The organism is Acinetobacter towneri (genome assembly GCF_017498585.1).
GTDB lineage: Bacteria > Pseudomonadota > Gammaproteobacteria > Pseudomonadales > Moraxellaceae > Acinetobacter > Acinetobacter towneri.
In genome coordinates this window covers 767,656-789,733 of the sequence record NZ_CP071766.1, presented here as the reverse complement: position 1 = coordinate 789,733, position 22,078 = coordinate 767,656, and the positions used below count along the sequence as shown (strand labels likewise).

The 22,078-nt window shown below is 42.1% G+C and carries 20 protein-coding genes and 4 tRNA genes; 3 read left to right on the top strand and 21 right to left on the bottom strand.

Features of this window, described 5'->3' with window-relative positions; genetic code table 11:
• Positions 1-18 precede the first annotated feature (18 nt).
• The 19 genes from tuf to J4G44_RS03655 all read right to left on the bottom strand — a co-directional run bounded on the left by tuf (position 19) and on the right by J4G44_RS03655 (position 15,787).
• Positions 19-1,209 (bottom strand): elongation factor Tu, encoded by a 1,191-nt coding sequence (gene tuf, locus J4G44_RS03745; RefSeq protein ID WP_004975768.1) that lies wholly within the window; start codon positions 1,207-1,209, stop codon positions 19-21.
• 148 nt (positions 1,210-1,357) lie between these two features.
• Positions 1,358-1,432 (bottom strand) — tRNA-Thr (locus tag J4G44_RS03740).
• A 14-nt stretch (positions 1,433-1,446) separates the two neighbouring features.
• Positions 1,447-1,522 (bottom strand) — tRNA-Gly (locus J4G44_RS03735).
• A 36-nt stretch (positions 1,523-1,558) separates the two neighbouring features.
• Positions 1,559-1,642, bottom strand: a tRNA-Tyr gene (locus J4G44_RS03730).
• A gap of 55 nt (positions 1,643-1,697) precedes the next feature.
• Positions 1,698-1,773: transfer RNA gene (locus tag J4G44_RS03725), tRNA-Thr, on the bottom strand.
• A 98-nt stretch (positions 1,774-1,871) separates the two neighbouring features.
• A complete protein-coding gene (trpE, locus tag J4G44_RS03720; protein ID WP_104852931.1) occupies positions 1,872-3,365 on the bottom strand; it encodes an anthranilate synthase component I in 1,494 nt (497 codons plus the stop codon).
• A 160-nt stretch (positions 3,366-3,525) separates the two neighbouring features.
• Complete coding sequence (locus tag J4G44_RS03715) at positions 3,526-4,197, bottom strand: phosphoglycolate phosphatase (RefSeq protein ID WP_207973865.1); 672 nt, start codon at positions 4,195-4,197, stop codon at positions 3,526-3,528.
• Positions 4,198-4,258: 61 nt separating this feature from the next.
• Positions 4,259-4,909, bottom strand: coding sequence for an FHA domain-containing protein (locus J4G44_RS03710; protein ID WP_207973864.1), 651 nt, complete (start codon positions 4,907-4,909; stop codon positions 4,259-4,261).
• A 69-nt stretch (positions 4,910-4,978) separates the two neighbouring features.
• A complete protein-coding gene (gene gspD / locus J4G44_RS03705) occupies positions 4,979-7,234 on the bottom strand; it encodes a type II secretion system secretin GspD (protein ID WP_179994905.1) in 2,256 nt (751 codons plus the stop codon).
• A gap of 60 nt (positions 7,235-7,294) precedes the next feature.
• On the bottom strand, positions 7,295-8,134 hold the full coding sequence (locus tag J4G44_RS03700) for a type II secretion system protein N (RefSeq protein ID WP_004975757.1): 840 nt from the start codon (positions 8,132-8,134) through the stop codon (positions 7,295-7,297).
• Positions 8,134-8,874: a type II secretion system protein N gene (gene gspN / locus J4G44_RS03695; RefSeq protein ID WP_096901906.1), complete on the bottom strand. Its 741-nt coding sequence runs from the start codon at positions 8,872-8,874 to the stop codon at positions 8,134-8,136. The genes J4G44_RS03700 and gspN overlap by 1 nt, the downstream gene beginning before the upstream one ends.
• A gap of 162 nt (positions 8,875-9,036) precedes the next feature.
• Positions 9,037-9,363 (bottom strand): H-NS histone family protein, encoded by a 327-nt coding sequence (locus J4G44_RS03690; protein WP_004975751.1) that lies wholly within the window; start codon positions 9,361-9,363, stop codon positions 9,037-9,039.
• Between the two features lie 145 nt (positions 9,364-9,508).
• On the bottom strand, positions 9,509-9,940 hold the full coding sequence (locus tag J4G44_RS03685) for an acyl-CoA thioesterase (RefSeq protein ID WP_004975749.1): 432 nt from the start codon (positions 9,938-9,940) through the stop codon (positions 9,509-9,511).
• A 9-nt stretch (positions 9,941-9,949) separates the two neighbouring features.
• On the bottom strand, positions 9,950-11,143 hold the full coding sequence (locus J4G44_RS03680; RefSeq protein WP_207973863.1) for a heme biosynthesis protein HemY: 1,194 nt from the start codon (positions 11,141-11,143) through the stop codon (positions 9,950-9,952).
• Positions 11,144-11,980: a hypothetical protein gene (locus tag J4G44_RS03675; protein WP_207973862.1), complete on the bottom strand. Its 837-nt coding sequence runs from the start codon at positions 11,978-11,980 to the stop codon at positions 11,144-11,146.
• Positions 11,977-12,756 carry a uroporphyrinogen-III synthase gene (locus J4G44_RS03670; RefSeq protein ID WP_004975746.1) on the bottom strand — a complete coding sequence of 260 codons (780 nt, stop codon included), beginning with the start codon at positions 12,754-12,756 and terminating at the stop codon, positions 11,977-11,979. The genes J4G44_RS03675 and J4G44_RS03670 overlap by 4 nt, the downstream gene beginning before the upstream one ends.
• Before the next feature lie 21 nt (positions 12,757-12,777).
• A complete protein-coding gene (hemC, locus tag J4G44_RS03665) occupies positions 12,778-13,698 on the bottom strand; it encodes a hydroxymethylbilane synthase (RefSeq protein ID WP_096901970.1) in 921 nt (306 codons plus the stop codon).
• A gap of 122 nt (positions 13,699-13,820) precedes the next feature.
• Positions 13,821-14,561: a LytR/AlgR family response regulator transcription factor gene (locus J4G44_RS03660; protein ID WP_104852924.1), complete on the bottom strand. Its 741-nt coding sequence runs from the start codon at positions 14,559-14,561 to the stop codon at positions 13,821-13,823.
• A 71-nt stretch (positions 14,562-14,632) separates the two neighbouring features.
• The gene (locus J4G44_RS03655; protein ID WP_167845708.1) at positions 14,633-15,787 is read right to left on the bottom strand and encodes a sensor histidine kinase; all 1,155 of its coding nucleotides are present in this window, start codon (positions 15,785-15,787) and stop codon (positions 14,633-14,635) included.
• Between J4G44_RS03655 and argH the strand changes: the two genes are divergently transcribed.
• The gene (gene argH, locus J4G44_RS03650) at positions 15,778-17,208 is read left to right on the top strand and encodes an argininosuccinate lyase (protein ID WP_171458207.1); all 1,431 of its coding nucleotides are present in this window, start codon (positions 15,778-15,780) and stop codon (positions 17,206-17,208) included. The two genes, J4G44_RS03655 and argH, sit on opposite strands and share 10 nt — an antisense overlap.
• A 14-nt stretch (positions 17,209-17,222) precedes the next feature.
• Positions 17,223-17,495 carry an oxidative damage protection protein gene (locus tag J4G44_RS03645; RefSeq protein WP_004975738.1) on the top strand — a complete coding sequence of 91 codons (273 nt, stop codon included), beginning with the start codon at positions 17,223-17,225 and terminating at the stop codon, positions 17,493-17,495.
• Between the two features lie 528 nt (positions 17,496-18,023).
• Here J4G44_RS03645 and phoU read toward each other — a convergent pair.
• Together phoU and abuO are read right to left on the bottom strand one after the other, a co-directional pair.
• Entirely contained in the window at positions 18,024-18,746 is a 723-nt protein-coding gene (gene phoU / locus J4G44_RS03640; protein ID WP_004975736.1) for a phosphate signaling complex protein PhoU, read from the bottom strand.
• A gap of 450 nt (positions 18,747-19,196) precedes the next feature.
• Positions 19,197-20,534: a multidrug efflux outer membrane protein AbuO gene (gene abuO, locus J4G44_RS03635; protein ID WP_104852922.1), complete on the bottom strand. Its 1,338-nt coding sequence runs from the start codon at positions 20,532-20,534 to the stop codon at positions 19,197-19,199.
• Positions 20,535-20,966: 432 nt separating this feature from the next.
• Here abuO and J4G44_RS03630 point away from each other — a divergent pair, with 432 nt between their 5' ends.
• Positions 20,967-22,031 (top strand): hypothetical protein, encoded by a 1,065-nt coding sequence (locus tag J4G44_RS03630; protein ID WP_154321140.1) that lies wholly within the window; start codon positions 20,967-20,969, stop codon positions 22,029-22,031.
• The last annotated feature ends 47 nt before the right edge of the window (positions 22,032-22,078 follow it).

The following is a 22,078-nucleotide window of genomic DNA, read 5'->3' as shown; positions in this document are numbered from 1 at the left end:
GTTTAACACATTCTATAATTATGCTGTTACTTTAGCAACAACACCCGCACCTACAGTACGACCACCTTCACGGATCGCAAAACGTAGACCTGGGTCCATTGCGATTGGGTGGATTAATTCTACTGACATTTCAACGTTGTCACCTGGCATTACCATTTCAACGCCTTCTTTCAACTGGATTGCACCAGTTACATCAGTTGTACGGAAATAGAATTGTGGACGGTAACCGTTAAGGAATGGAGTGTGACGACCACCCTCTTCTTTAGAAAGTACGTATACTTCCGCATCGAATTTAGTGTGTGGCTTGATTGTACCTGGCTTAGCAAGTACTTGACCACGTTGTACGTCTTCACGCTTAGTACCACGTAAAAGAACACCACAGTTCTCGCCCGCACGACCTTCGTCAAGAAGTTTACGGAACATTTCTACGCCAGTTACAGTTGTTTTAACTGTGTCTTTGATACCAACGATTTCAACTTCTTCGCCTACTTTCACGATACCAGTTTCTACACGGCCAGTTACTACTGTACCACGACCAGAAATAGAGAATACGTCTTCGATTGGCATTAAGAATGCTTGATCGATTGCACGTACTGGCTCTGGGATGTAAGTATCAAGCGCTTCAACAAGAGCAACTACAGCATCTTCGCCATATTGACCTGATTCACCGTTAAGTGCAGCAAGTGCTGAACCACGGATTACTGGAGTGTCGTCGCCTGGGAAGTCGTAAGTAGAAAGAAGTTCACGAACTTCCATTTCAACTAATTCGATTAACTCTTCGTCGTCTACGATATCGCATTTGTTTAAGAATACGATGATGTAAGGTACACCTACCTGACGAGAAAGAAGGATGTGTTCACGAGTTTGTGGCATTGGACCATCAGTCGCTGAACAAACAAGGATCGCACCATCCATCTGAGCAGCACCAGTGATCATGTTTTTAACATAGTCGGCGTGACCTGGGCAGTCTACGTGCGCGTAGTGACGAGTTGGAGAGTCGTATTCTACGTGAGAAGTATTAATTGTAATACCACGTGCTTTTTCTTCTGGTGCAGAGTCGATAGCAGCGTAATCTTTCGCTTCACCACCAAACTTACGTGCACATACTGTAGCAATCGCAGCTGTTAAAGTTGTTTTACCATGGTCAACGTGACCGATTGTGCCCACGTTAACGTGTGGCTTATTACGTTCAAACTTAGCCTTAGCCATGTTCATCTTCCTCGTTTACGTCGAACACAATGCTGAGTAAAACTCTGCCCCGACATATCGCCTAAAAAACTAGACACCTAATACTTGAAAAGCAGACTAATAAGCCTGCTTTTTGAAAATCTTGTGCGAATAATCGCTAAACTGTATCTGGAGCTCTTATCGAGATTTGAACTCGAGACCTCTCCCTTACCAAGGGAGTGCTCTACCACTGAGCTATAAGAGCGACAAATCCTTCGATGGAGCGGGAGACGAGGATCGAACTCGCGACATGCAGCTTGGAAGGCTGCCGCTCTACCAACTGAGCTACTCCCGCATCTATGTTGGTAATTACCACTTCTATCGAAGTTAATGGTGGTGGGAGAAGGATTCGAACCTTCGAAGCTTACGCGGCAGAGTTACAGTCTGCTCCCTTTGACCGCTCGGGAATCCCACCATTTTCACACTTACTCAGTGTTCGTTCTTTACTTAACAACTCAAACTCCCTAAGATGGTGCCGGCACACGGATTCGAACTGTGGACCTACTGATTACAAGTCAGTTGCTCTACCAACTGAGCTATGCCGGCGTTTCTTAGTGTTTCGTACGTTTCGTATCGGAACGGTGTGCAGTTTAGCAAAACTTGAAATCCGTGCAAGTGTTTTTTTCAAAAAAAACGCTAAAAACTCATAAAATCAATCCATTTGATGATAATTCAACCGCTTTGATCACTGCGCGAGCTTTTATTTGGGTTTCATTCCATTCAGATTCAGGATTTGAGTCCGCAACTAGACCTGCGCCTGCCTGCACATAGACCTTATTTTGACGAATAACACAGGTACGAATCGCAATCGACATGTCCATTTCGCCATGCCAGCCTAAATAACCAACAGCACCACCAAAAACACCACGTTTTACAGGCTCAACTTCATCAATAATTTCCATGGCACGAATTTTTGGTGCACCCGAAAGTGTCCCTGCAGGGAAAGTTGCCTGAAAAACATCCAAAGCATCGACATCGTCACGCACTTCACCTTGCACATTGGACACAATATGCATGACATGCGAATAACGCTCGATCACCATTTGATCAGTCACTTGTACTTTACCAATTTTGGCGATACGCCCGACATCATTACGCCCCAAGTCAATCAGCATTAAGTGTTCGGCAATTTCTTTTTCATCCGACAACAAATCTTGCTCAAGTGCCAAATCTTCTTCTTTGGTTTTACCGCGCGGGCGTGTACCTGCTAAAGGACGCACAGTGGCAATACCATTTTCCAAACGCGATAAAATTTCAGGTGATGAGCCGACAATATGAAACGGCTGATCATCGCCCAAAGTTTTGCCTTGTACCAAGAATAAGTACGGCGATGGGTTGAGATGGCGCAAAGCACGATAAACCTGTAACGGCTCACCATCAAAATCTGACACCATGCGATGTCCAGGCACCACTTGCATAACATCGCCTGCACGAATGTATTCTTTGACGGTATCAATGGTCGCCAAGAATTTTTCTTTGCCTGTAAGCGATTCAAAATGTGGTGGCGTATGTTTTTCTGCTTTTAGACTAATCGGGGTTGCTAAAATTTCTTCTAGTGCATCGAGTTGTTGTTGTGCCTTGTCATAAGCATCTGCCTGCGCTGCATCGGCATGCACAATTAAGAACAAGGTATCTTTTAAGTTATCAAACACGATGACTGTTTTAGACAACATCATCCAAATATCAGGCAAACCGACTGGATCTGCTGCAGGCACGTTTTTTAAACGCGGTTCGATATAACGCACTGCATCGTAACCAAAATAACCCACCAAACCACCTGTAAAGCTTGGCAATTCAGGCAAGTCAGCTTGCGTAGGCACTTTAAATTGCGCTTGAAAATCGCGGATATACTGAAACGGCTGTGCACAAGTTTGTTTTTCGATTGAACCGTCAGCATGTTGGATGGTGAGTTCACCCGCATTACAGGAGAAAACTGTAGATTCACCCAAACCAATAATTGAATAACGTGCCCAGTTTTCACCACCTTCTACAGACTCAAACAAATAGGCTTGTTGATGCTGCTTCAAACGTGCAAATACCGACAATGGAGTTTCGGTATCGGCCAAACGCTGGCGATATACAGGAATGAGGTTGTAGCCTGCTGCTTTAAGTTGTTCAAATTGAGTCAGAGTGGTCATGTGAAGCTCTCTATATTTCGATGTAGCAATGTTTTCGATAAGACGAAGTGAAGGACGGTTGTAGATTGACTAGCGTCGCCATCGAAATATGGGCATTACAGCCTGACTCATATTGATATCCTTTATAGCAATTAGCGTAAAATTATTTGATTTTTGAATCTTAAATATTTAACAATTCAGTTAAATTATCCACAATTTGTTGCGGCTGACAATTGGCAATCGGCTCACCATGATTATAACCGTAGCTGACCACAATACAATCAATCCCCGCTCGACGCGCGGCTTCAACATCATTAGAAGAATCACCAATCATCAAGACTTGAGACTTCTCCACTTGATAATGTTCAACACAATGCAGCAATTGACGCGGGTGTGGTTTACGCTCCTCAAAGCGATCTCCACCAATCACATCAGCAAAATAGTGTTGCATCTCTAATGCTTCAACAATGGCACGAGCAGGTAGTTCAGGTTTATTGGTCACACAAACTAAGGTTTTTTGTTGTGCTTTTGCCCAGTCCAAAAATTCAATAATGCCCAGGAATGGTTGTGTGTCGATACACGGATCGGCATTATAAATTTCTAAGAAGGTGTTCAGTAGCTGTTGTTGCTGTTCAGGATGAACTTCGCCCATTAAGTGCGATAAGACACTATTGCAAAATACCGCAGTTCCCTTCCCCACCCAAGTTCGCACTTGTTCCAGTGTCACCAAAGGCAGTTGCAGTGCATTTAAACTCATGTTCATGGCGCGGTATAAATCTGTCGCAGAATCGACCAAAGTGCCATCTAAATCAAATAAAATGACTTGACGTGTATCAAGCTGAGCAATAGACATTCTTCCCCCTAAATGAACAAAGGCATGCGATCGCATGCCTTGATTGTAAAGCAAAGGCTGCTTATTTAAACAATAGCCAAGCCAAAACTGCCAAAATCACCAAGACAATCAGTGAAATCAAGCCAACAGAAGCATTTTTTTGCTGTTCTTTCTCTTGTTCCACACGAGAAACAGGCTGCTCGACAGACACAGGTGTTGGCTCTGCTGGAACTGCATGAATATCCACGCCTTCTGGAATAGGTGCTGGTTTTGGTACTGCCACGCCTTGCGGCATACCATCACGGTTTAATTGCACAGAACTGTCACGTTGATTCAATTCAGGCATTCCCTGCTCGTTCATTTGCTGTGCAGGTGTTTTTTCTGTTTGTGCTGTGACTTTTTCTGCAGTTTCAGCAACATCAACCGCATGCTCTAACTCAACCGCAGGCGCAAGTACCGAAAACTTTAAGCTAGCAAATTGGACGATATCACCTTCTTTAAGTAAGGTTTCATCGGCAATGCGTAAATCATTTACAAAAGTGCCGTTGGAAGAATTTAAATCTTGCACATACAGCGCTTGTTCTTTAAGTAAAAAAGCCGCATGTTTACGTGAAATTTCTGCCGATTGCAGCACCAAATCTGCACTTTGATGACGCCCCACCAACATATCACGGTCGATACTAATTTCTTGGCCAGTAAATTCACCGCTAATTGCTTGTATTTTCCAAGTCATAAATAACTTCTCTCGTGTGATTTGGCGACATCATAACATGCCCTTAACCACAATCTGCGCAGGATACGATTAAGGTGTAGCGCGAATTGTGGTCGTAGTGACTGTATTTTTAGTTTTGCTGACTTCCTGCTGCGGCAAAACTACGTTTTGGCGCTGTACCGCAGGCTCAATCGCAACAGGGGTGCTCACCACCGTTGCTGTGCGGTTTGCAGACACTGCTGATGGTAAGGTTTGATAAGTTCCTGTTTGCGGCGCAACTCGAGATACAGGCAAACGCTGCTGATAAACATCGCTAACATTCTCAGGCAGTTTAGCAAAGCTACCATCGGCATCCATTGCCAACTGAAGGCTATACAATTGGCTATAACGCTGCTGCGAAATACGGCGAATATCCTGACTATCTCCCACAATGGTTGGGTGAATAAAAATCAATAAATTACGTTTTTGATTAGATTGACCATCGGAACGGAATAAACGTCCTAACCCAGGAATAGCGCCCAAGCCTGGCACAGCCTGACGACTATAAACCGAGTTATCAGAAATTAAGCCACCTAAGACAATGGTTTGTCCGTGCTCGGCCAAAATAGAAGTTTTAATTGCGCGTTTGCTGGTGACTAAATCCTGCGCCTGACCTTTATTGGCTTTGACATCTGACACTTCTTGTTCAACTTCCAAGCGTAGTGTTCCGCCTTCACCAATATGTGGCACGACTTTTAAAGTAACCCCGACATCTTTACGTTCAATAGTGGTATACGGATTTGCCACACCACCATTGGTAGATAATGAACCTGTTACAAAAGGAACGTTTTCACCAACCACAATATAAGCTTCTTCATTGTCCATGGTCACAATAGATGGCGTAGACAATAAATTGGATTTAGTTTTTTCCTTCAAGGCCTGAATCATCGCACCATATAGCTTGCGTGAACCATCACGACCTTCACGATAATCACCCAACACCAATGACGTACCTGCACCAATCGCACTGCCTGCGCCTGCTGCACCACCAGTTAAATAGCCTGCAGCAACATTTTTTAAACTTGCACCAATATTGTCAAAATTAATTAGACCGATACCGCTGCTTAAATCGCCCAATGCCCACTGCACACCCAATTGGTCGGCATCGGTACCTTCCACTTCTATAATCGCAGCTTCAATCAACACTTGTTGACGACGGGTATCTAGTTGCTGAATGGCCGATTCAATTTCACGCATCAACTGCGGATCGGCTTTGACCACCAAAGCATTTTGCGAGCCATCGGCAATAATACTGACACCATTACCATTAAAACTGGTGATGTTGTTTTGATTGTTGCTATTCGAGCTGCCACCCAAATTAATACTTGGGGTGGAAATAGTCGATGAATTACCTGTGTTGTTATTGGTGCTGCTTAAATTACTAGCACTGTTGTTGTTACTGTTGCTATTTGCATTAGAGCTGCTGCTCACCGCCTGTCCTGAAACCAGACCTTGCAATATTTCTGCTAAATTCTGTGCACTGGCATATTTCAAGCGAAAAACCTTCAAACCACCCAAACGATCTGCCGCAGGCACATCCATCATTTCAATCATTTGACGAATGCGTTTACGTGTTGCGGTATCGCCTTTGATGATAATACGATTGGTACGGTTGTCCGCCACAATACGCACACGCGAACCTTTAACATCTTTCGCTGCCCCTGTCGAACTCATCGACTCGAGCAAGCCAATGACTTCTTCAGCCTGGCTGGATTGCAGGCTAATCGCCTCAATATCATTTTGCCCCGTACCATCTAGGTTACGGATAATGCTTTCTAACTGGTAAATATTACTGGCACGATCTGACACGATTAAGGCATTGGTGCCCCCTACCGCTGATAAGTGTGCAAATTGTGGCATGAGCGGACGTAAAGCAGGAATCAGGTCATTGGCATTGGTATTTTCCAGCCATATCACTCGCGTTACAATTTGATCACCACGCGCATTTTGACGACTGTCATAAGGAATACCTGAGCTTTTAACATTGCTGTCAGGTACAAGGCGAATGGTATTTCCTGATGGGATAGCCACCACACCATTCACATTCAACACCCCTAGAAATAGGTCATAGACTTCATTTTTATTCAGAGCTTTGTTAGAAATCACCGTGACATTGCCACGCACACGCGGATCGACTGCAAAGTTCTTGCCCGTAATATCGGCCACTTCATTAATAAATGCAGTTAAGTCCGCATCACGTAAATTAATTTTCCAGGTTTGCGCATGACTTGCAGTACTCACCATTGCAACAAGCGGTGCAGCAGCCAGTAATGCCCAAAATGGACGCTCATGATTCAATAAAGCCATAATCTACTGTGTTTCCTAACCCTAAATATGCCTCTGCATGTAGTTACGATGCCGATCCATTTAAAAATTTTGTTGTATGGTCATCACTTGATCACCACGTTTTATTTCTAATTTCACTTGACCTTCACGACGTGCCTGTTCAAGCAATTGTGCATCGCTTTGTCCTTGCCCGACGTTTTGCCCATTTAAAGACAAAATACGGTCACCTGGCTGTAAACCCAGTTTATTTCTTAAAGCGGCTGGCGTACGTGTAGTCACTTCATAACCATTGCCCGTATTTGCTTCAACACCCATCTCTTTTAAGTATTGTTCGCGATCTTCCTGTATGCGCTGCACTGCCTGTCCAATGGCATTATTCGGTTGTGCGGACTGCGTAGGTGCAGTTACAGGAGCTTGATTACCACTTGGAATTAAAGGTGCGATAGGTTGATTTAAACCATTTTCAATACCTTTAAACAATACTTCACGCGTCGCGCCACTGCTATGACGTAAAATCACCCGATCCCAGTAGACTTCTGCCAATTGGTACTGACTCAAATCAATCACATCACCCACACGGTAACGCTCTGCCACCTCATTCACTTTAATGACCGCAGAAGAAAACTGACTCGGCTGCCCAACCACTACACCTTGCAAAGTCATATTTAATTGATCATCGGCAGTGTTGCTGCGCCCAAGTTCTTGAAACAATGCAAAGGAGGTAATATTCGGGATTTGTGGTTGCTGTGAACCCAACTCCACCCGATCAATTTGCATGACTTGGGGCGGCGCAACAACCCACCAAAATAAACTCGCCAGTTTCCAACACAGATACAAAATCAAAAAAGCTAAAAATACTGGCGCAGCACGATCAAACTGCTTCCAGTGCAAATTCCCTAATCGTTCAGAGAGTGTACGCATTAGAAACCTCCTTTTAATAGAGGTTGGCGAGTGCTGATCACATAAGTATCTAAGCCCGCTTTGCCTTCATAAGAGGCGATATTCATCAATAAGCGTTGCGTGAGTTGCACATCTAGCATCAAGCTTTGATCAAGCGCAATGTTCAACATCTTTTGTTCACGTTGATCGCGAATATCAAATAACAGTTTGCCATTTTCATCGGACAAGCTGCCTTTTAACGCGGGGATATTCATACGGTCTTGGCGCTGAGCAAAACGATACAGCAATTCACCACCCGCCCACTGCAGTTGTCCTTTGGCTTTGGTGAAGCCTTGTTGTTTTTTAAAATTCAAATGGATATCTTTGAGTTGAATTGCATTACTTGGCCACTGCCAGTCCACGATACTTTTTAAGGTTTCTGGCGCAACCTGTCCATCTAAAGATTGCACCAAGACGCTACCAAAACGATAGCCAACAATACCTTCGAGTTTAGTATTGCCACTATGCACTTCAACATCGGCAGCGACACGCAATAAAACTAAATCTAAAGGACGTGTATTCCAACTTAAAGAACCACGTAACTGTCCCTTATGCCAATCGGCTTGCCCCTTCCAGATATTGCCACTTACATTATGTAAGGTCTGATTATTTTTATAAAATTTTGAAATTAACCACGCTGCTGGAATTTGTAATAACACAAAAAACAAAAATGCAATGAGGGCGAAAATCCACCACGTGATGTATTTGGGTTTCTTTATCATGCCACCACGACCAACCTTACTAATTTTTCTATGAATGACTTTTTATAACACTCACACATTATGCACACTTTTTCGGCGTCGCCAATTGATACAGATAAAAAAACCAAGCCGTATTGCTTGGTTTTTGAACTCTAAGTCAAATCAATGACAAATTGATGAAGCTTAGATTAGAAAATCTTCAAGTTTTGCGCCTTTTTCTAATTCAGCGACTAACCAGCGTGGTTTTTTACCACGACCAGTCCAAGTATCTGTAGAATTGATTTTGCTACGATAACGTGGCGCTACAGTTTTACGTGGGCTTTTCTTACGCTTGCTTTCGCCAACTTCCAAAATCTGCTCAATGCTTAAACCCAAATTGTCTGCAATCGCTAAAATTTGATTATAGGCATCTTCAATCGCTTGATCTTTTTTCGTGGCAATTAATGCTTCCGCTTCAGCTTGTAAACGCTTTAACTGTTCTACAGACAAATTGCTAATATCAGGCATCATACTTACTCCAAAAACTATGCTTTTTATATTCAGTTATTAAATTAAGCAGATTCATTCTATTTTTATCAAACCGAAGCGTCAATAAAAAATCTACTACTCTACATATAAATAACAGTCGGACATATTATGAACTGATTATTAAGATTTAATCAAGAATATGCGGTACGGTTTTTTCTATTTTATGAATACCCGCGCGTACATTTTCAGGGATTAAGGTTTTTTGCATATTGACGCGATCTACACATACAATCACCGCATCTGCCTCTGCCACCACCATTTGCTGTGCTTCACTGTGGATTAAATAATGCATACGCATGGCACTATTACGCAATTCTTCTACCCGAACGCCAATTTTTAAAATATCAGGATAAACCACAGGACGTATATATTTGCACTGATTTGAGGCAATCACAGTCAAAACATCTTGCTGTAAAATTTTTAAATGGTCTAAATAATATAAACGCGCACTTTCAATATAACGGTAATAGATCACATTATTGACATGCCCAAAAGCATCCATATCTCCCCATGCAACACGCTGCTCAAAAACAATTGGATAATCTGCTAGTGTTAACACAACTCACCCTTAAATTTTAATTTCGACAAAATTAGAATTATTTTCAAAGATTAAATTTAACTGTTTTAATAATTCAGGCTGATCTTTTAAATTAGATTTAACTCTTAAATAACTCATTAATACGTGTTCAGGATATAAATCCAGTAATTGCTCGGCTTCTGAATAACGCGCTGTTGCTGTAAAAATATGCCATTTGGCAAAACTAAATACAGGTAATGCAGGGTATTTCTGTTCCCACAGATTTATTTGCTGTTCAATTTTTGCATAATCAGGTTGTTGTTTTAACAACTGTTGTTGAAACCATAAATAAAACACTTCCTGATTAAACTGTTCACTCAACATCTGTACCGCAAGACGTTCATGTTGTGCGGCCAAATCAGGCAGACGCGACAATAACTTCAACCACAACACCTGAATGGCATAAGACTGACTGAAAATCTGCTCACTTAAATCACTATAACGCTGCTGCAAAGCCTGTAAATTTTCTGCATCAGCCTGCTCAAATTGGGTTAATAACTCAGTCAGCCACTTTTGCTTGGTGTCTGCATCTAAATGCCCGTATTTGGTCGAACGTAAATAATGCCAAGGATATTGCGTGGCAAATTCGCCCCACAAGGCAATTAAACGTTTTTGATAAGCCGTTTTGACTTTAAATAACCACGGCGATAATTCGTGCTGATTCAAAAACTCTAAATGCGTCAAAGCTTGTTCAGGTTGTTGCTGCGCTAAATAAATTTCAATACGCTGTATTTCTGCCAACTCAAACGCCATGGCACTGCTTTGATTTAAGGCAGCCAACGCTTGCGGATATTGCTGTTGGATGGAGTGCATACGTGCTTCCATCACTCCTTTGAGCAAACCTGACTGGGCAAACACCTGTCGAATAAACTGGTGTTGATCTTCTGCAGCATCTAGCAACCAAATGACCGCCAATTGCTCATATGGATGCAGATTTTTAAAGTTAAATACTGTTTCAACCTTACGCTGTTCACGGCTAAAATAGCGCTTTAACAACAACCATAAAATTTGTAGCGAAACACTAATCGACAAGAAAAAGAACAACAACAACCAAATATTGGTTTGCAATTGCCATTCGCGCCAATACACATAAACATAGCCTGAACCATGCCCATAACTCAGTACGCTCAGCAAAGCGACCAGTACAATACTGACCACCACATAGGCGAGTAAAATCTGTTTCATTTATACCTCCCCCAATAAAGCACGTGTTTTTAAACTTGGCGTTGGAACGATATTTAAATTTTTAATTTTTTCTAATTGCTGAACCAATTGTTGTGCTTTCTGATCAGGCAATTGTTGTAATAACTGAATAATGTCATTCACTTCTTGTTGATATTGCACATATTGACCTTGTATAAAGATTTGTCGAGCCAGCAATAGACGCAATTGTGCTTCTTTTAAAATAATCTGGCGCTGCATCAACTGTGTCGCAGGTTGCTTGGCAGATTCAATACTCAGCCATTTTTGCCAAAAATAACGATCATCGACATCGGCAGGGTTCAGCTCAGGTTGTTGAGCTTGCTGTTTTAATTGTTGATCTAATTGCTGCAATAACTGACTTACTTGTTGATATTGCGCATCACGTGTTGTTATAAATTGTTGAATTTGTTTCTGATCTTGCTGAACAACTTGGTGCAAACTTTGTTTCAAAGCAGGAGCTAAAGCATATTCGTTTAACTCACGGTCTAAATGAGCTAGCTTTTCAGTCGCATAGTGAAACTGTTGTTGCTGTAAGGAAAATTCCACCAAATCCAATTGCTGCGCCACCATATCTACTGGTTGAATCGCATCTTCTTGCTGCACAGCGCTAGATACTGCGGGCTGTTCTGGTGCATCTTGGGTGTAATTACGGCGCTGCAAAGCCACCAACTGATCATTTAAATTGGCATTGGTTTTTTCTGCAAGATGCAAACTTTGACTGAGTTGCTGTTGTTGCGCTGAAATTTGCATCACATCAAAACTTAATTTGACGATCCAGACCAAAGCGATCAACACCACTATCACAACCAGTTTTTTCATAGTTTTCCTTGCATGCGCATCATTTGCTGCAATATTAATTCTGTTTTTAAATGGGTCAACTTGAATACGTTATATTTTGTATGATGCTGCGTTTGATAATCGAGCAAAATTTTCTCTAAACGATCACCCAATACCCAATAATGACCTTTGTTCAGTAGATCGAAATCCCGCTGAATTAAGCTTAGCCAGTTTAACCAACTGGCTTCACTGCTGATCATCATGATAAATTCTGAAGATTGTATTAAACGTGCGCGTACTGCCTGCATTTTTTCAATAGAACTGGCAGGACACTCCCGCCGATACAATACAAAATTATGGATCTGCATCCCCTGATCAAGCAGTGTTTGCATCATAAATTGCCGTCCGCCCTCGCCACGCCAAAAGGCAATGTGTGTGCCGACTTTCAAATTTTGCAAACACGGCAAACTCAGCATCCCTTCGGAAGTTTCAACCTGCGGGACTTCGCTGTAAAGACCATATCCACGTAAAACTTCTGCTGTTTTCTCACCCACAGCCACCCAACGTATATGCTGCAAATCCTGCAATGATATTTGGCTTCGGGCTAAATATTGCATCCCAATATCGACAGCAGTCGGACTAACCACCACAATAATATGCGTGTGAGGCAACTGGGCATATAAATTAGCCAGTTGCTCCGACCACGGCTGTGCAGAAAGCTGCAACAAGGGCAAATCAATGACCTCAATATGCTGTTGTTGCAAAGCCTGAGTTAAGGCCTCTGCACGATCTTGAGGTCGGGTATTAATGAAGAGCATGGGCTTCTGGTGCAATATGAATTATTGATACAGGGCTTTGAGTAATTCGCCCGCACCCTGTGCCAATAAAGCTTTTGCCAATTCTTCACCTAGCATTTCAGCCTGTTCAGGTGCGCCAAATTGCACAGCTTTAAGAATGGTTTGCCCATCGACACTACCAACACGACCTTCAATCTGCAACTGACCATTCTGCAAAGTTGCGTAGCCTGCAATTGGCACCTGACAACCGCCTTCCAAGTAGGCATTAAAAGCACGTTCGGCACGTACACAGACATTGGTTTCGGCATGCATTAACGGCAAAATTAAATCCAACACCGCCTGATCTTGGCTACGACATTCCAGACCCAAAGCCCCTTGCCCAACGGCAGGTAAGCTCACATCAGGCTGAATGGTATGACGAATACGCTCTGCCAAGCCCAAACGCTTTAATCCTGCACTGGCTAAAATAATCGCGTCATACTGACCATCATCTAGCTTAGACAAGCGCGTACCCACATTGCCACGTAAATCAATAATCTCTAAATCTGGACGTGCTTTTAAAATTTGGCATTTACGGCGCAAGCTTGAGGTTCCAACTTTAGCGCCCTGTGGTAAATCTGCAAAACTGGCATAGTGATTCGACACAAAGGCATCGAGTGGGTCTTCACGCTCACAAATGACCGCCAAGCTCAGACCTTCAGGCAATGCCATGGGTACATCTTTCATAGAATGTACGGCTAAATCGGCACGCCCATCCATTAAGGCAGCTTCTAATTCTTTGACAAATAAGCCCTTCCCCCCAATTTTTGCCAATGGGGTATCTAAAATTTTATCGCCCTGCGTGACAAAGGTCACCAACTCAACAGTTAAATCGGCATGCATCGCCTCTAAGCGGGCACGAATGTGTTCAGCCTGCCATAACGCAAGCGGGCTTTGTCGAGTTGCAATTTTCAGGGTTTTCATCATAGTGGCTAAGCAAGATAAATAAGTTCATCTAAACTTAACCTGATCCCCTAAAAATGCAAGTCTATTTCTTTACCGATTTATCAATCTGTTGCGTATTCATCTGCGATGATGCTGACAAATTAGAGTTTTTGGATGCGTTCTCGCAATAAAGGCAAATGTCGTCGGCTAACAGCCAAACGCTCATCTAGCTCACGGCAACGTACCTGATACTGTCCTGAATTGACCACTTCTAGCCCCTCCAAAAACTGAATCGAGACCAAGGCATTTCGGTGAATCCGAATAAACTGATCACCAAACTCGGTTTCTAAATCTTTCAGCGTTTCATCAATCAGGACACTGCCATTTTTATGACGCACAGTGACATATTTCTGATCAGCTAAAAAATAGTAGATATTTTCTATTGGCACCAATTCTACACCGCGATAGGTTTTCGCCGCGATTTGGTGACGTTTTATTTTTAATTCGTCCATATTTTCTTTTTGTTTTAAATGACTCATCTGCGCTTGCGTGAGTTTTGTTAAATGATCTAAAACCTGTTGCAATTCCTGTTGCATTATCGGTTTTAACAAATAGCCTTCCGCATTGGATTTAAACGCATCAAGTGCGTGTTCATCATAAGCGGTACAAAACACAATGGCTGGCATAGGGTCAAGCTCACGCAAATGTTGAGCACAACTTAGACCATCCATTCCCGGCATTTGAATATCTAATAATATGACATCCGGCTGATGTTCATCCGCCAGTTCAATCGCCTGTTGCCCATGAGCTGCCGTTGCCACCACATGATGCCCCAGTTGAGTGACCAAACGTGATAATCGCTCTCTAGCTAGAGGCTCATCATCACAAATTAGGATGTCCATTTTTCCTCCTTTTTAAGTCAATAACTTTATTTTTATCAAGTCTAGAAAAATCAGAGCAATCACAGCTTATTTTATTTATAACGGTATTGCAGCACCGTGGTGTACATACCATTCCCCGCATAATTTTTGAAAGTAACACTGCGCCCATAATACGCTTTTAAGCGCTGTTCCACGTTTTGCAGTGCAATCCCATGTCCAGATCTTAAATTTATTTTATCGCTGACATACGGATTTGTAATGACAATATTGACTTGGTTTTGCAATATTTCGATCAATATACTTATCGTACTCTTTGCTAAAACTTTTTCAACTCCATGAAAAATACTATTTTCTAGCAAGGGTTGTAAAGTTAATAACGGAATTTGTACCTGACTGAGCAGTTGCGGTTGTTCAATTTTCCATTCTACCGCCAACCGATCACCCAAACGAATTTGTTCAATCTCTAAATATCGCTGGCAAAGTTCAATCTCATCTTTCAGGCTCACCAGTTTTAATTCCTGCAAACTGGCACGGAATAAACGTGATAAATTCAGCAGCATCTGCTCGGCTTTATCGGGATCAATTGCAATTAGACTGATCACATTATTTAAGCTGTTAAACAAAAAGTGTGGATGAATACGGGCCTGCATAGCATGCACCCGCGCTTGCAATTCGCTATGCCGCTGCTGAATAGCTTGTTCTCGGACATAGATATAACGAAAGCAAAACGCACCCAATAGCACGCCATAACTCAAATGCAGTCCGACACCTTGTAACAGATCATCTATACCAAACTGCTGTAGATGAAAGTTTTGCCCAAAATGCAACAAGGTATTTAAACTGAGCGTGGTCAGCAACACGATGCCTTGCAGCAGCAAAAAACTGACCAAAAAAGATAAACTCAAGCCCATGCGTAAAAAACGCGCCTGAAAAAACTCCACCAAGGCCGCAAAACACAACACCACCCAATTGATATAGAGTACGTATTGCAGCACCCGAGCAAAACTTAAGCCGTGCCAACCTTGTGCTTCAGCCAGTGCCAAAACCATTGCCAAGGCATTACTGCCAATAAATAATTCAATTAGATATTGCCAACGTCCTATTTTCGTAAAAAAATACAGCTCATGTTGTTCTGCCTGCGTATCAGCATAAGTTTGATTGGCTTGTTCTTCGGCAAGTGAATCTGAATTTGTTATACTCTTGTCCAAATCACCGCTTTTTACTTTATTGAGCCGATATGACCACATCTTCTAATTCCTCAAATCCGTCACAAGCCCAAACTTCGGGTATGTGGGGCGGTCGTTTCTCTGAAGCGACTGATGCTTTTGTTGCTGAATTTACAGCATCTGTTCAATTTGACCAACGCTTTTATAAACAAGATATTGCTGGCTCAATTGCACATGCAACGATGCTTGCCAAAGTAGGCGTACTTACGACTGAAGAGCGTGACGATATTATCCAAGGTTTAAATACCATTCAGGCTGAAATTGAAGCAGGTCAATTTGAATGGCGTATTGACCTTGAAGATGTTCACATGAACATCGAATCACGCCTTACTCAGCGTATTGGCATTACAGGTAAAAAATTACATACAGGTCGTAGCCGTAACGACCAGGTGGCAACCGATATTCGTTTGTATGTCCGTGACGAAATTGATGCCATTTTAGAATTATTAAAAAAATTACAACACGGCATTTTAAGCTTGGCAGCCAAAAACACGCACACCATTATGCCTGGTTTTACTCATTTACAAACCGCACAGCCTGTGACTTTTGGTCATCACCTTATGGCGTGGTTTGAAATGTTGGTACGTGACTCTGAGCGTTTAATTGACTGCCGCAAACGTGTTAATCGTATGCCTTTAGGTTCTGCCGCTTTGGCAGGTACCACTTACCCAATTGACCGCGCTTTTACCGCAGAATTATTGGGCTTTGAAGCCGTATCTGAAAACTCGCTAGATGCTGTATCAGACCGTGATTTCGGAATTGAGTTTAACGCTGCTGCATCGTTAATTATGATGCACTTGTCACGCATGTCTGAAGAGCTGATTTTATGGACATCGGCACAATTTAAGTTTGTGAATATTCCAGACCGTTTCTGCACAGGCTCATCCATTATGCCGCAGAAGAAAAACCCAGACGTACCTGAATTGGTGCGTGGTAAAACTGGTCGTGTCTATGGCGATTTAATGAGCCTATTAACCCTAATGAAAGGTCAGCCTTTGGCTTACAACAAAGACAACCAAGAAGACAAAGAACCTTTATTTGATGCAATTGATACCGTACGTGGCTCACTCATGGCATTTGCCGACATGATTCCTGCCTTAGTACCAAATATTGCAGAAATGCGTGAAGCAGCATTGCGTGGTTTCTCTACCGCAACCGACCTTGCAGATTACTTAGTAAAAAATGGCGTGGCATTCCGCGATGCACATGAAATTGTAGGTAAAGCCGTAGCATTGGGCGTACAAGAAGGCAAAGACTTGTCTGAACTTAGCCTAGAACAATTACAGCAATTCTCAGATTTAATTCAAGCTGATGTATTTGAAAAAGCACTGACCCTTGAAGCCTCTGTAAATGCACGTGATCATATTGGCGGTACAGCGCCTGCACAAGTTGCAGCGGCAATTGAACGTGCTCAAACACGTCTTGCTCAACTTTATGCATAATCAGGAAGTGAGAGATGTCTAAACAAGTATTTTGTCGTAAATATCAAACCGACATGGAAGCGATGGATTTCGCTCCTTTTCCGGGTGCCAAAGGTCAAGAATTACTTGAAACGGTATCTAAACAGGCTTGGCAGGAATGGCTCAAACACCAAACTACGCTCATTAATGAAAAGCGTTTAAATGTGTTTGAACCTGAAGCGAAAAAGTTTTTGGAAGAACAACGTGAGAAGTTTCTCAACAATGATGCCAGTTTGGAAGTCGCAGAAGGCTTAAAACCTCAAAACTAATCCAAGTACTGTTTTTTCATTTTGGAAAATTCAAACCTTGTTTATTTTACAATTAAAAGAGTCTTTATGAAGGCTCTTTTTTTATGCCATTTGTGATTATGAGTTGCCGCAACAATGTTTTAAATAAATGAAAATAGATTCAAAAAATTAAGCTAATTTCCTATTTTTATTTCTCGATTGAAGCGTATATTTTATAGTCACAACAAAACACTTAACAATAGATTAATTATTGATTTCAAAAAGAATAGTTTTAAAAATAATCACACTAAAAATAATGTAATTTAAAAATACATTTGTATATAAAACGCTACATTCCACTACAATAAACCACATGATTCTTGAGTGTGATTTTCCTATACTTATTTTCAAGGAGATAAGCAATTATCTCTCACTATAATAAATATCCCCGATTTCAATCTCAGATTTCCCCCAAAGTCTGAGATTTTTTTTATCCAAAATTTCGGCTGTTTCAAGCCATAAAAAAAGCCCCATCATTAGATGATGGCTGAATATTCAAAAAAGCTGAACTTAGCGTTCCTGTACTTTTTCTTCAATTTCTTTGACACTGGTATGACGTACGTCAAAACCTTTGACCATATAAATCACTTGTTCTGAAATATTTCGTGCGTGGTCACCAATACGCTCTAACGAACGTAACACCCACATCACATTAATCACACGTGAAATATGACGCGGATCTTCAATCATATACGTCATTAGAGTACGTGTTGCAGATTGATATTCACGGTCAATATCGGCATCGGCAAGTAAAACACGCAGTGCTTGATCGACATCTAAACGTGCAAAAGCATCCAGTGCATCGTGAATCATGACACGCACTTGGTTACCAATATGACGTGTTTCCATATAGCCGCGTGGCGAACCACCTTCTTCACATAAGTTTTGGGCAATACGGGCAATTTTTGCAGCTTCATCACCAATACGCTCTAAGTCAGTATTGGCTTTAGACATGGCAATCACCATACGCAAATCAATTGCGGCTGGATGACGACGCGCCAAAATCAACGTTAAGGCTTCATCAATTTCGGTTTCCATGCGATTGACAACATTGTCTTGGAACTGAACTTCTACCGCCAAGGCTGCATCGGTATCCAAGAGTGCGTGAATCGAGTTGGCAACCTGCTGCTCTACCAAACCACCCATGGCCATAAATTTGGTATTTACATCCTGCAAATCTTCATTGAACTGAGAAGAAATATGGTGACTTAACACAGGATTATTCGTACTCAAGGAATACACTCCACAACAAAAGGATAGACTGACGCAATGATTGAATATTAAAGCACAGCAATGATGACGTTTTTATGACATTTTCTCACCAAACTCTCAAGTCTGATCGTTTCTGCCTTTAAACAGCATAAGCCATTCAGATGACAAAATGACTTGGGTCTGTTGACATTTCGTCTATGTTTGCGGCAACGCATATTTTTTAGCTGATATAAGGCATGGGACAGGAAATTTAGTCATTCTAAATGACTGACTCATAAAGCAATAGTAGCAAAAATATGCTCGCCCCCTTGCGCAGCAAACAAAGCAACGCTTTGTTCTTGCTCATGTGGCTAAAACTTTCTCAGATTGCGTTATGAAACTTGGCAATAGTCTCGCTATTCCCTGCGTTTCATGCCTGATCTGCTCAGTTTTAGCCTACAGCGCAAGCCATTTATGAAATGTCAACAGACCCTATATGGCTTTCCGAATCAACCAAGCATTCATTTCCTGCACATCTTGTTCAGTCAATTGCCCAACGGCTGCTTTCAACTGTAACACATGCTTCAAATAGTCATACTGTGCATTGAGATAATCCTGCTTGGCAGAAAAGGCGTTACGCTGTGCCAACAGTACATCCACCATGGTTTTTAAACCTTCCTGATATTGCGCTTTGGATGCTCGTGCCACTAAATCTGCTGAATTCATTGCAGCCTGTCGCGCCTGCAATTTGGCTTGATCAGTTTCGACTTGTAAATATGCCTGTTTCACATCGGTATTGGCTTTACGGATTGCTGCATCTAGCTCGGCTTCAGATTTTTGTACCAAAACCACTGCTTTTTGCACATTTTTATTGACCCGCCCACCGCTAAACACATTCCAGTTCATTTCAATCCCGACCTGGTCGAACTGACCATCGGGCGACATGATACTTTCAGGGCTTTGTTTGGCATAACCATAACTGCCCACAGCTTCTACCTGCGGATAACGTGCTGCTTGTTCAACCCGACGTGCATCTTCGGCATATTGTCGCTGCAAACGTGCCTGTTGAATAGCCAAATTTTGAGTTTGTGCCAATTGCGACCATGCCTCTAAACTTTCAGGCACAGGTTTTTGAAATTGAAAGTCATCTCGCAAAACTGCCAAACTTTCTTGATATGGCCCAATCAATTGTGCCAACTGCTCTTGTGCCAAAACCAACTGCACATGTGTTCCAATCCTGTTCGCTCGTGCATTTTGATATTGCGCATTGGCTTCACTGACTTCACTTTTAGCCACCAAACCTTCACGCAGTTTGGCATTCATCATATTGAGCTGTTCCAACAAAGCTTTTTCTTCTTGTAAATATGCTGTTGTTAAAGACTGCTGTCTCAGCACATTAAAATACGCTTCTGATACATTCAAAATATGTTGCTGTTGTTGTAAACGTAAGGTGACTTCACTCAGGCTTAACGAGGTTTTGACTTGTTTCAGGGCTTGCCAAGCATCCCAACGAAATAAAGGCTGACGTGCTGTTAACGCGACTTGACGTGAAGTTGAAGATGAACTGCTTAAAAGCTCTGGCGAGGAACTGGCAATATTGACTCGACTCATTTCCTGACTTTTACGGGTGATATTGCCCGACAGAGTCACAGTTGGCAGTAAATTGCCTTGCGCAAGCCCTAAATTTAATTGATCGGCCTGATATTGTAATTGCTGTGCGCGCCAAGTCGGATCGCTATTTTGAGCACGCTGATAGGCTTGCATTAAATCCAAAGCAAAAGCGCTTGAACTCATCCAACATAAGCATGTTACTAACATCATTTTTTTCATTATTTTTCGATCAACCCACTCTGTAATTTCGTCAATCCTACTGCAATGTATTTTTACACCGCCCATACTAAAGCGAATTTGCATTTTTTTCGTATGACTTTCATTAATTTTGATAATTTTTCATATTATTTCAATTCATTGCAATAATTAAGCAAAGCCATACACGTGCTAACAATCGCTGCATAAAGTGGTACTTACTCACAGGCATGTAACCAAACTCTAGCAGAATACTACAATTTACTCCGTGGCTTTGACTTTACAATGCAAGCTCTCCCCTCGTCCTTCGACCCAAGCTTCTAAAACCGTGTGCCTCACAGCGGATATTTTAAATTTAGAATTTTGGTATGAATGACTCATTTTGAATTTTTGGAATCCATAGTGCCTAAATGAAGGCACTAGATGATGAATGAATACTCATGTTGAATTGCTGTAATGGTTAAATTTCTTCGCGCCAGTAAACTTGCCCTACTGCTTGGCAGTTGTCTGTATTTGCTCGCCTGCCAAAATTCAGATACACCTCCCGTAGCTGAACCACCAAAGGTACAGGCCAGTGCCAGCGAGCCTGTGGATTTGACCCAAATATGTGAAAATATTCAGCACAATATGCAGCAAATTGACAATACCCGCACCACGTTTGCGCTAGAACAAATTAATCAGGATTTAAAAGTCTGCCTACCCTTGCTGCCTTTGAATGAACAATTAAATTTGCTCAATCTTTCGACCCAAATGTATCAACGCTTTTTGCATGTAGAACGCAGCGCTGCAGAACAAGCTGCCTTTGACCAACACGCTTTTGATATGGCACAGCATCCGACCATTCAGCAAAGTCATTTTGAAAACTTTGCCTTGCGTGATCAATATTTATTGAAACATAAGGGACAAGCCTATTTAGAGCTATACGATGCAGGTGAAGCACAGTTGGTTTATCGTCGAAGCCCGCAATACTTAGCCATTATTTTTGCGCCTTACATGCCCGATGCCGAGCAGATTTTTATTGAAAGAATGGCCAATGACAATATGCAGCACAGCCTGCGTGATGGTGGACTCACCCTTGATGCTGCCGATTTGACTGAACGCGCCTTATTTTGGGAAGATTACGTGCAGCGTTATCCTAAAAGTCACTTTATACGGGATGCACGTTATCTAGCCGAAGTGTATGCCTTGCTGCTGTTTAAAGGCACAGTCAACAGTCCTGTTTCTCAGGATTATGTCGATGAATACAGTATCCAACCTGCCGTATTATTTGAAATTAAAAAACTGGCAAAGTTGCAAAAATCTCCCTTAGCACAGCAAGCGCGTAAATTCCTTGCCTTTTTACACATGAGCAGTGAACAACGACTCACTGAAATTGCAGCACAGCCCACTGCACGTGAACAGCGTGAATATGGCGATGATGCTTTAGTACATGCACAGTTGCATCAATATTTAAATTTAAAGAACATCTCCATCCATGCAAAACGCGATTGTTTTAGTGATGCCGTTTGTATTACTCGCTAATTATCCAAAGTCGCTTAAAGCTCAAATACTTGTCATTAGGCATCAAA

What these genes read in the sequence shown, in the direction of transcription:
- hemC (WP_096901970.1), bottom strand. Translation starts at nt 13,698, where the DNA reads ATGAAAACCCTGAAAATTGCAACTCGACAAAGCCCGCTTGCGTTATGG.
- J4G44_RS03660 (WP_104852924.1), bottom strand. Translation starts at nt 14,561, where the DNA reads ATGGACATCCTAATTTGTGATGATGAGCCTCTAGCTAGAGAGCGATTA.
- J4G44_RS03670 (WP_004975746.1), bottom strand. Translation starts at nt 12,756, where the DNA reads ATGCTCTTCATTAATACCCGACCTCAAGATCGTGCAGAGGCCTTAACT.
- J4G44_RS03655 (WP_167845708.1), bottom strand. Translation starts at nt 15,787, where the DNA reads ATGTGGTCATATCGGCTCAATAAAGTAAAAAGCGGTGATTTGGACAAG.
- J4G44_RS03675 (WP_207973862.1), bottom strand. Translation starts at nt 11,980, where the DNA reads ATGAAAAAACTGGTTGTGATAGTGGTGTTGATCGCTTTGGTCTGGATC.
- J4G44_RS03715 (WP_207973865.1), bottom strand. Translation starts at nt 4,197, where the DNA reads ATGTCTATTGCTCAGCTTGATACACGTCAAGTCATTTTATTTGATTTA.
- J4G44_RS03680 (WP_207973863.1), bottom strand. Translation starts at nt 11,143, where the DNA reads ATGAAACAGATTTTACTCGCCTATGTGGTGGTCAGTATTGTACTGGTC.
- J4G44_RS03645 (WP_004975738.1), top strand. Translation starts at nt 17,223, where the DNA reads ATGTCTAAACAAGTATTTTGTCGTAAATATCAAACCGACATGGAAGCG.
- trpE (WP_104852931.1), bottom strand. Translation starts at nt 3,365, where the DNA reads ATGACCACTCTGACTCAATTTGAACAACTTAAAGCAGCAGGCTACAAC.
- abuO (WP_104852922.1), bottom strand. Translation starts at nt 20,534, where the DNA reads ATGAAAAAAATGATGTTAGTAACATGCTTATGTTGGATGAGTTCAAGC.
- J4G44_RS03630 (WP_154321140.1), top strand. Translation starts at nt 20,967, where the DNA reads ATGGTTAAATTTCTTCGCGCCAGTAAACTTGCCCTACTGCTTGGCAGT.
- J4G44_RS03690 (WP_004975751.1), bottom strand. Translation starts at nt 9,363, where the DNA reads ATGATGCCTGATATTAGCAATTTGTCTGTAGAACAGTTAAAGCGTTTA.
- tuf (WP_004975768.1), bottom strand. Translation starts at nt 1,209, where the DNA reads ATGGCTAAGGCTAAGTTTGAACGTAATAAGCCACACGTTAACGTGGGC.
- gspN (WP_096901906.1), bottom strand. Translation starts at nt 8,874, where the DNA reads ATGATAAAGAAACCCAAATACATCACGTGGTGGATTTTCGCCCTCATT.
- argH (WP_171458207.1), top strand. Translation starts at nt 15,778, where the DNA reads ATGACCACATCTTCTAATTCCTCAAATCCGTCACAAGCCCAAACTTCG.
- J4G44_RS03700 (WP_004975757.1), bottom strand. Translation starts at nt 8,134, where the DNA reads ATGCGTACACTCTCTGAACGATTAGGGAATTTGCACTGGAAGCAGTTT.
- J4G44_RS03710 (WP_207973864.1), bottom strand. Translation starts at nt 4,909, where the DNA reads ATGACTTGGAAAATACAAGCAATTAGCGGTGAATTTACTGGCCAAGAA.
- gspD (WP_179994905.1), bottom strand. Translation starts at nt 7,234, where the DNA reads ATGGCTTTATTGAATCATGAGCGTCCATTTTGGGCATTACTGGCTGCT.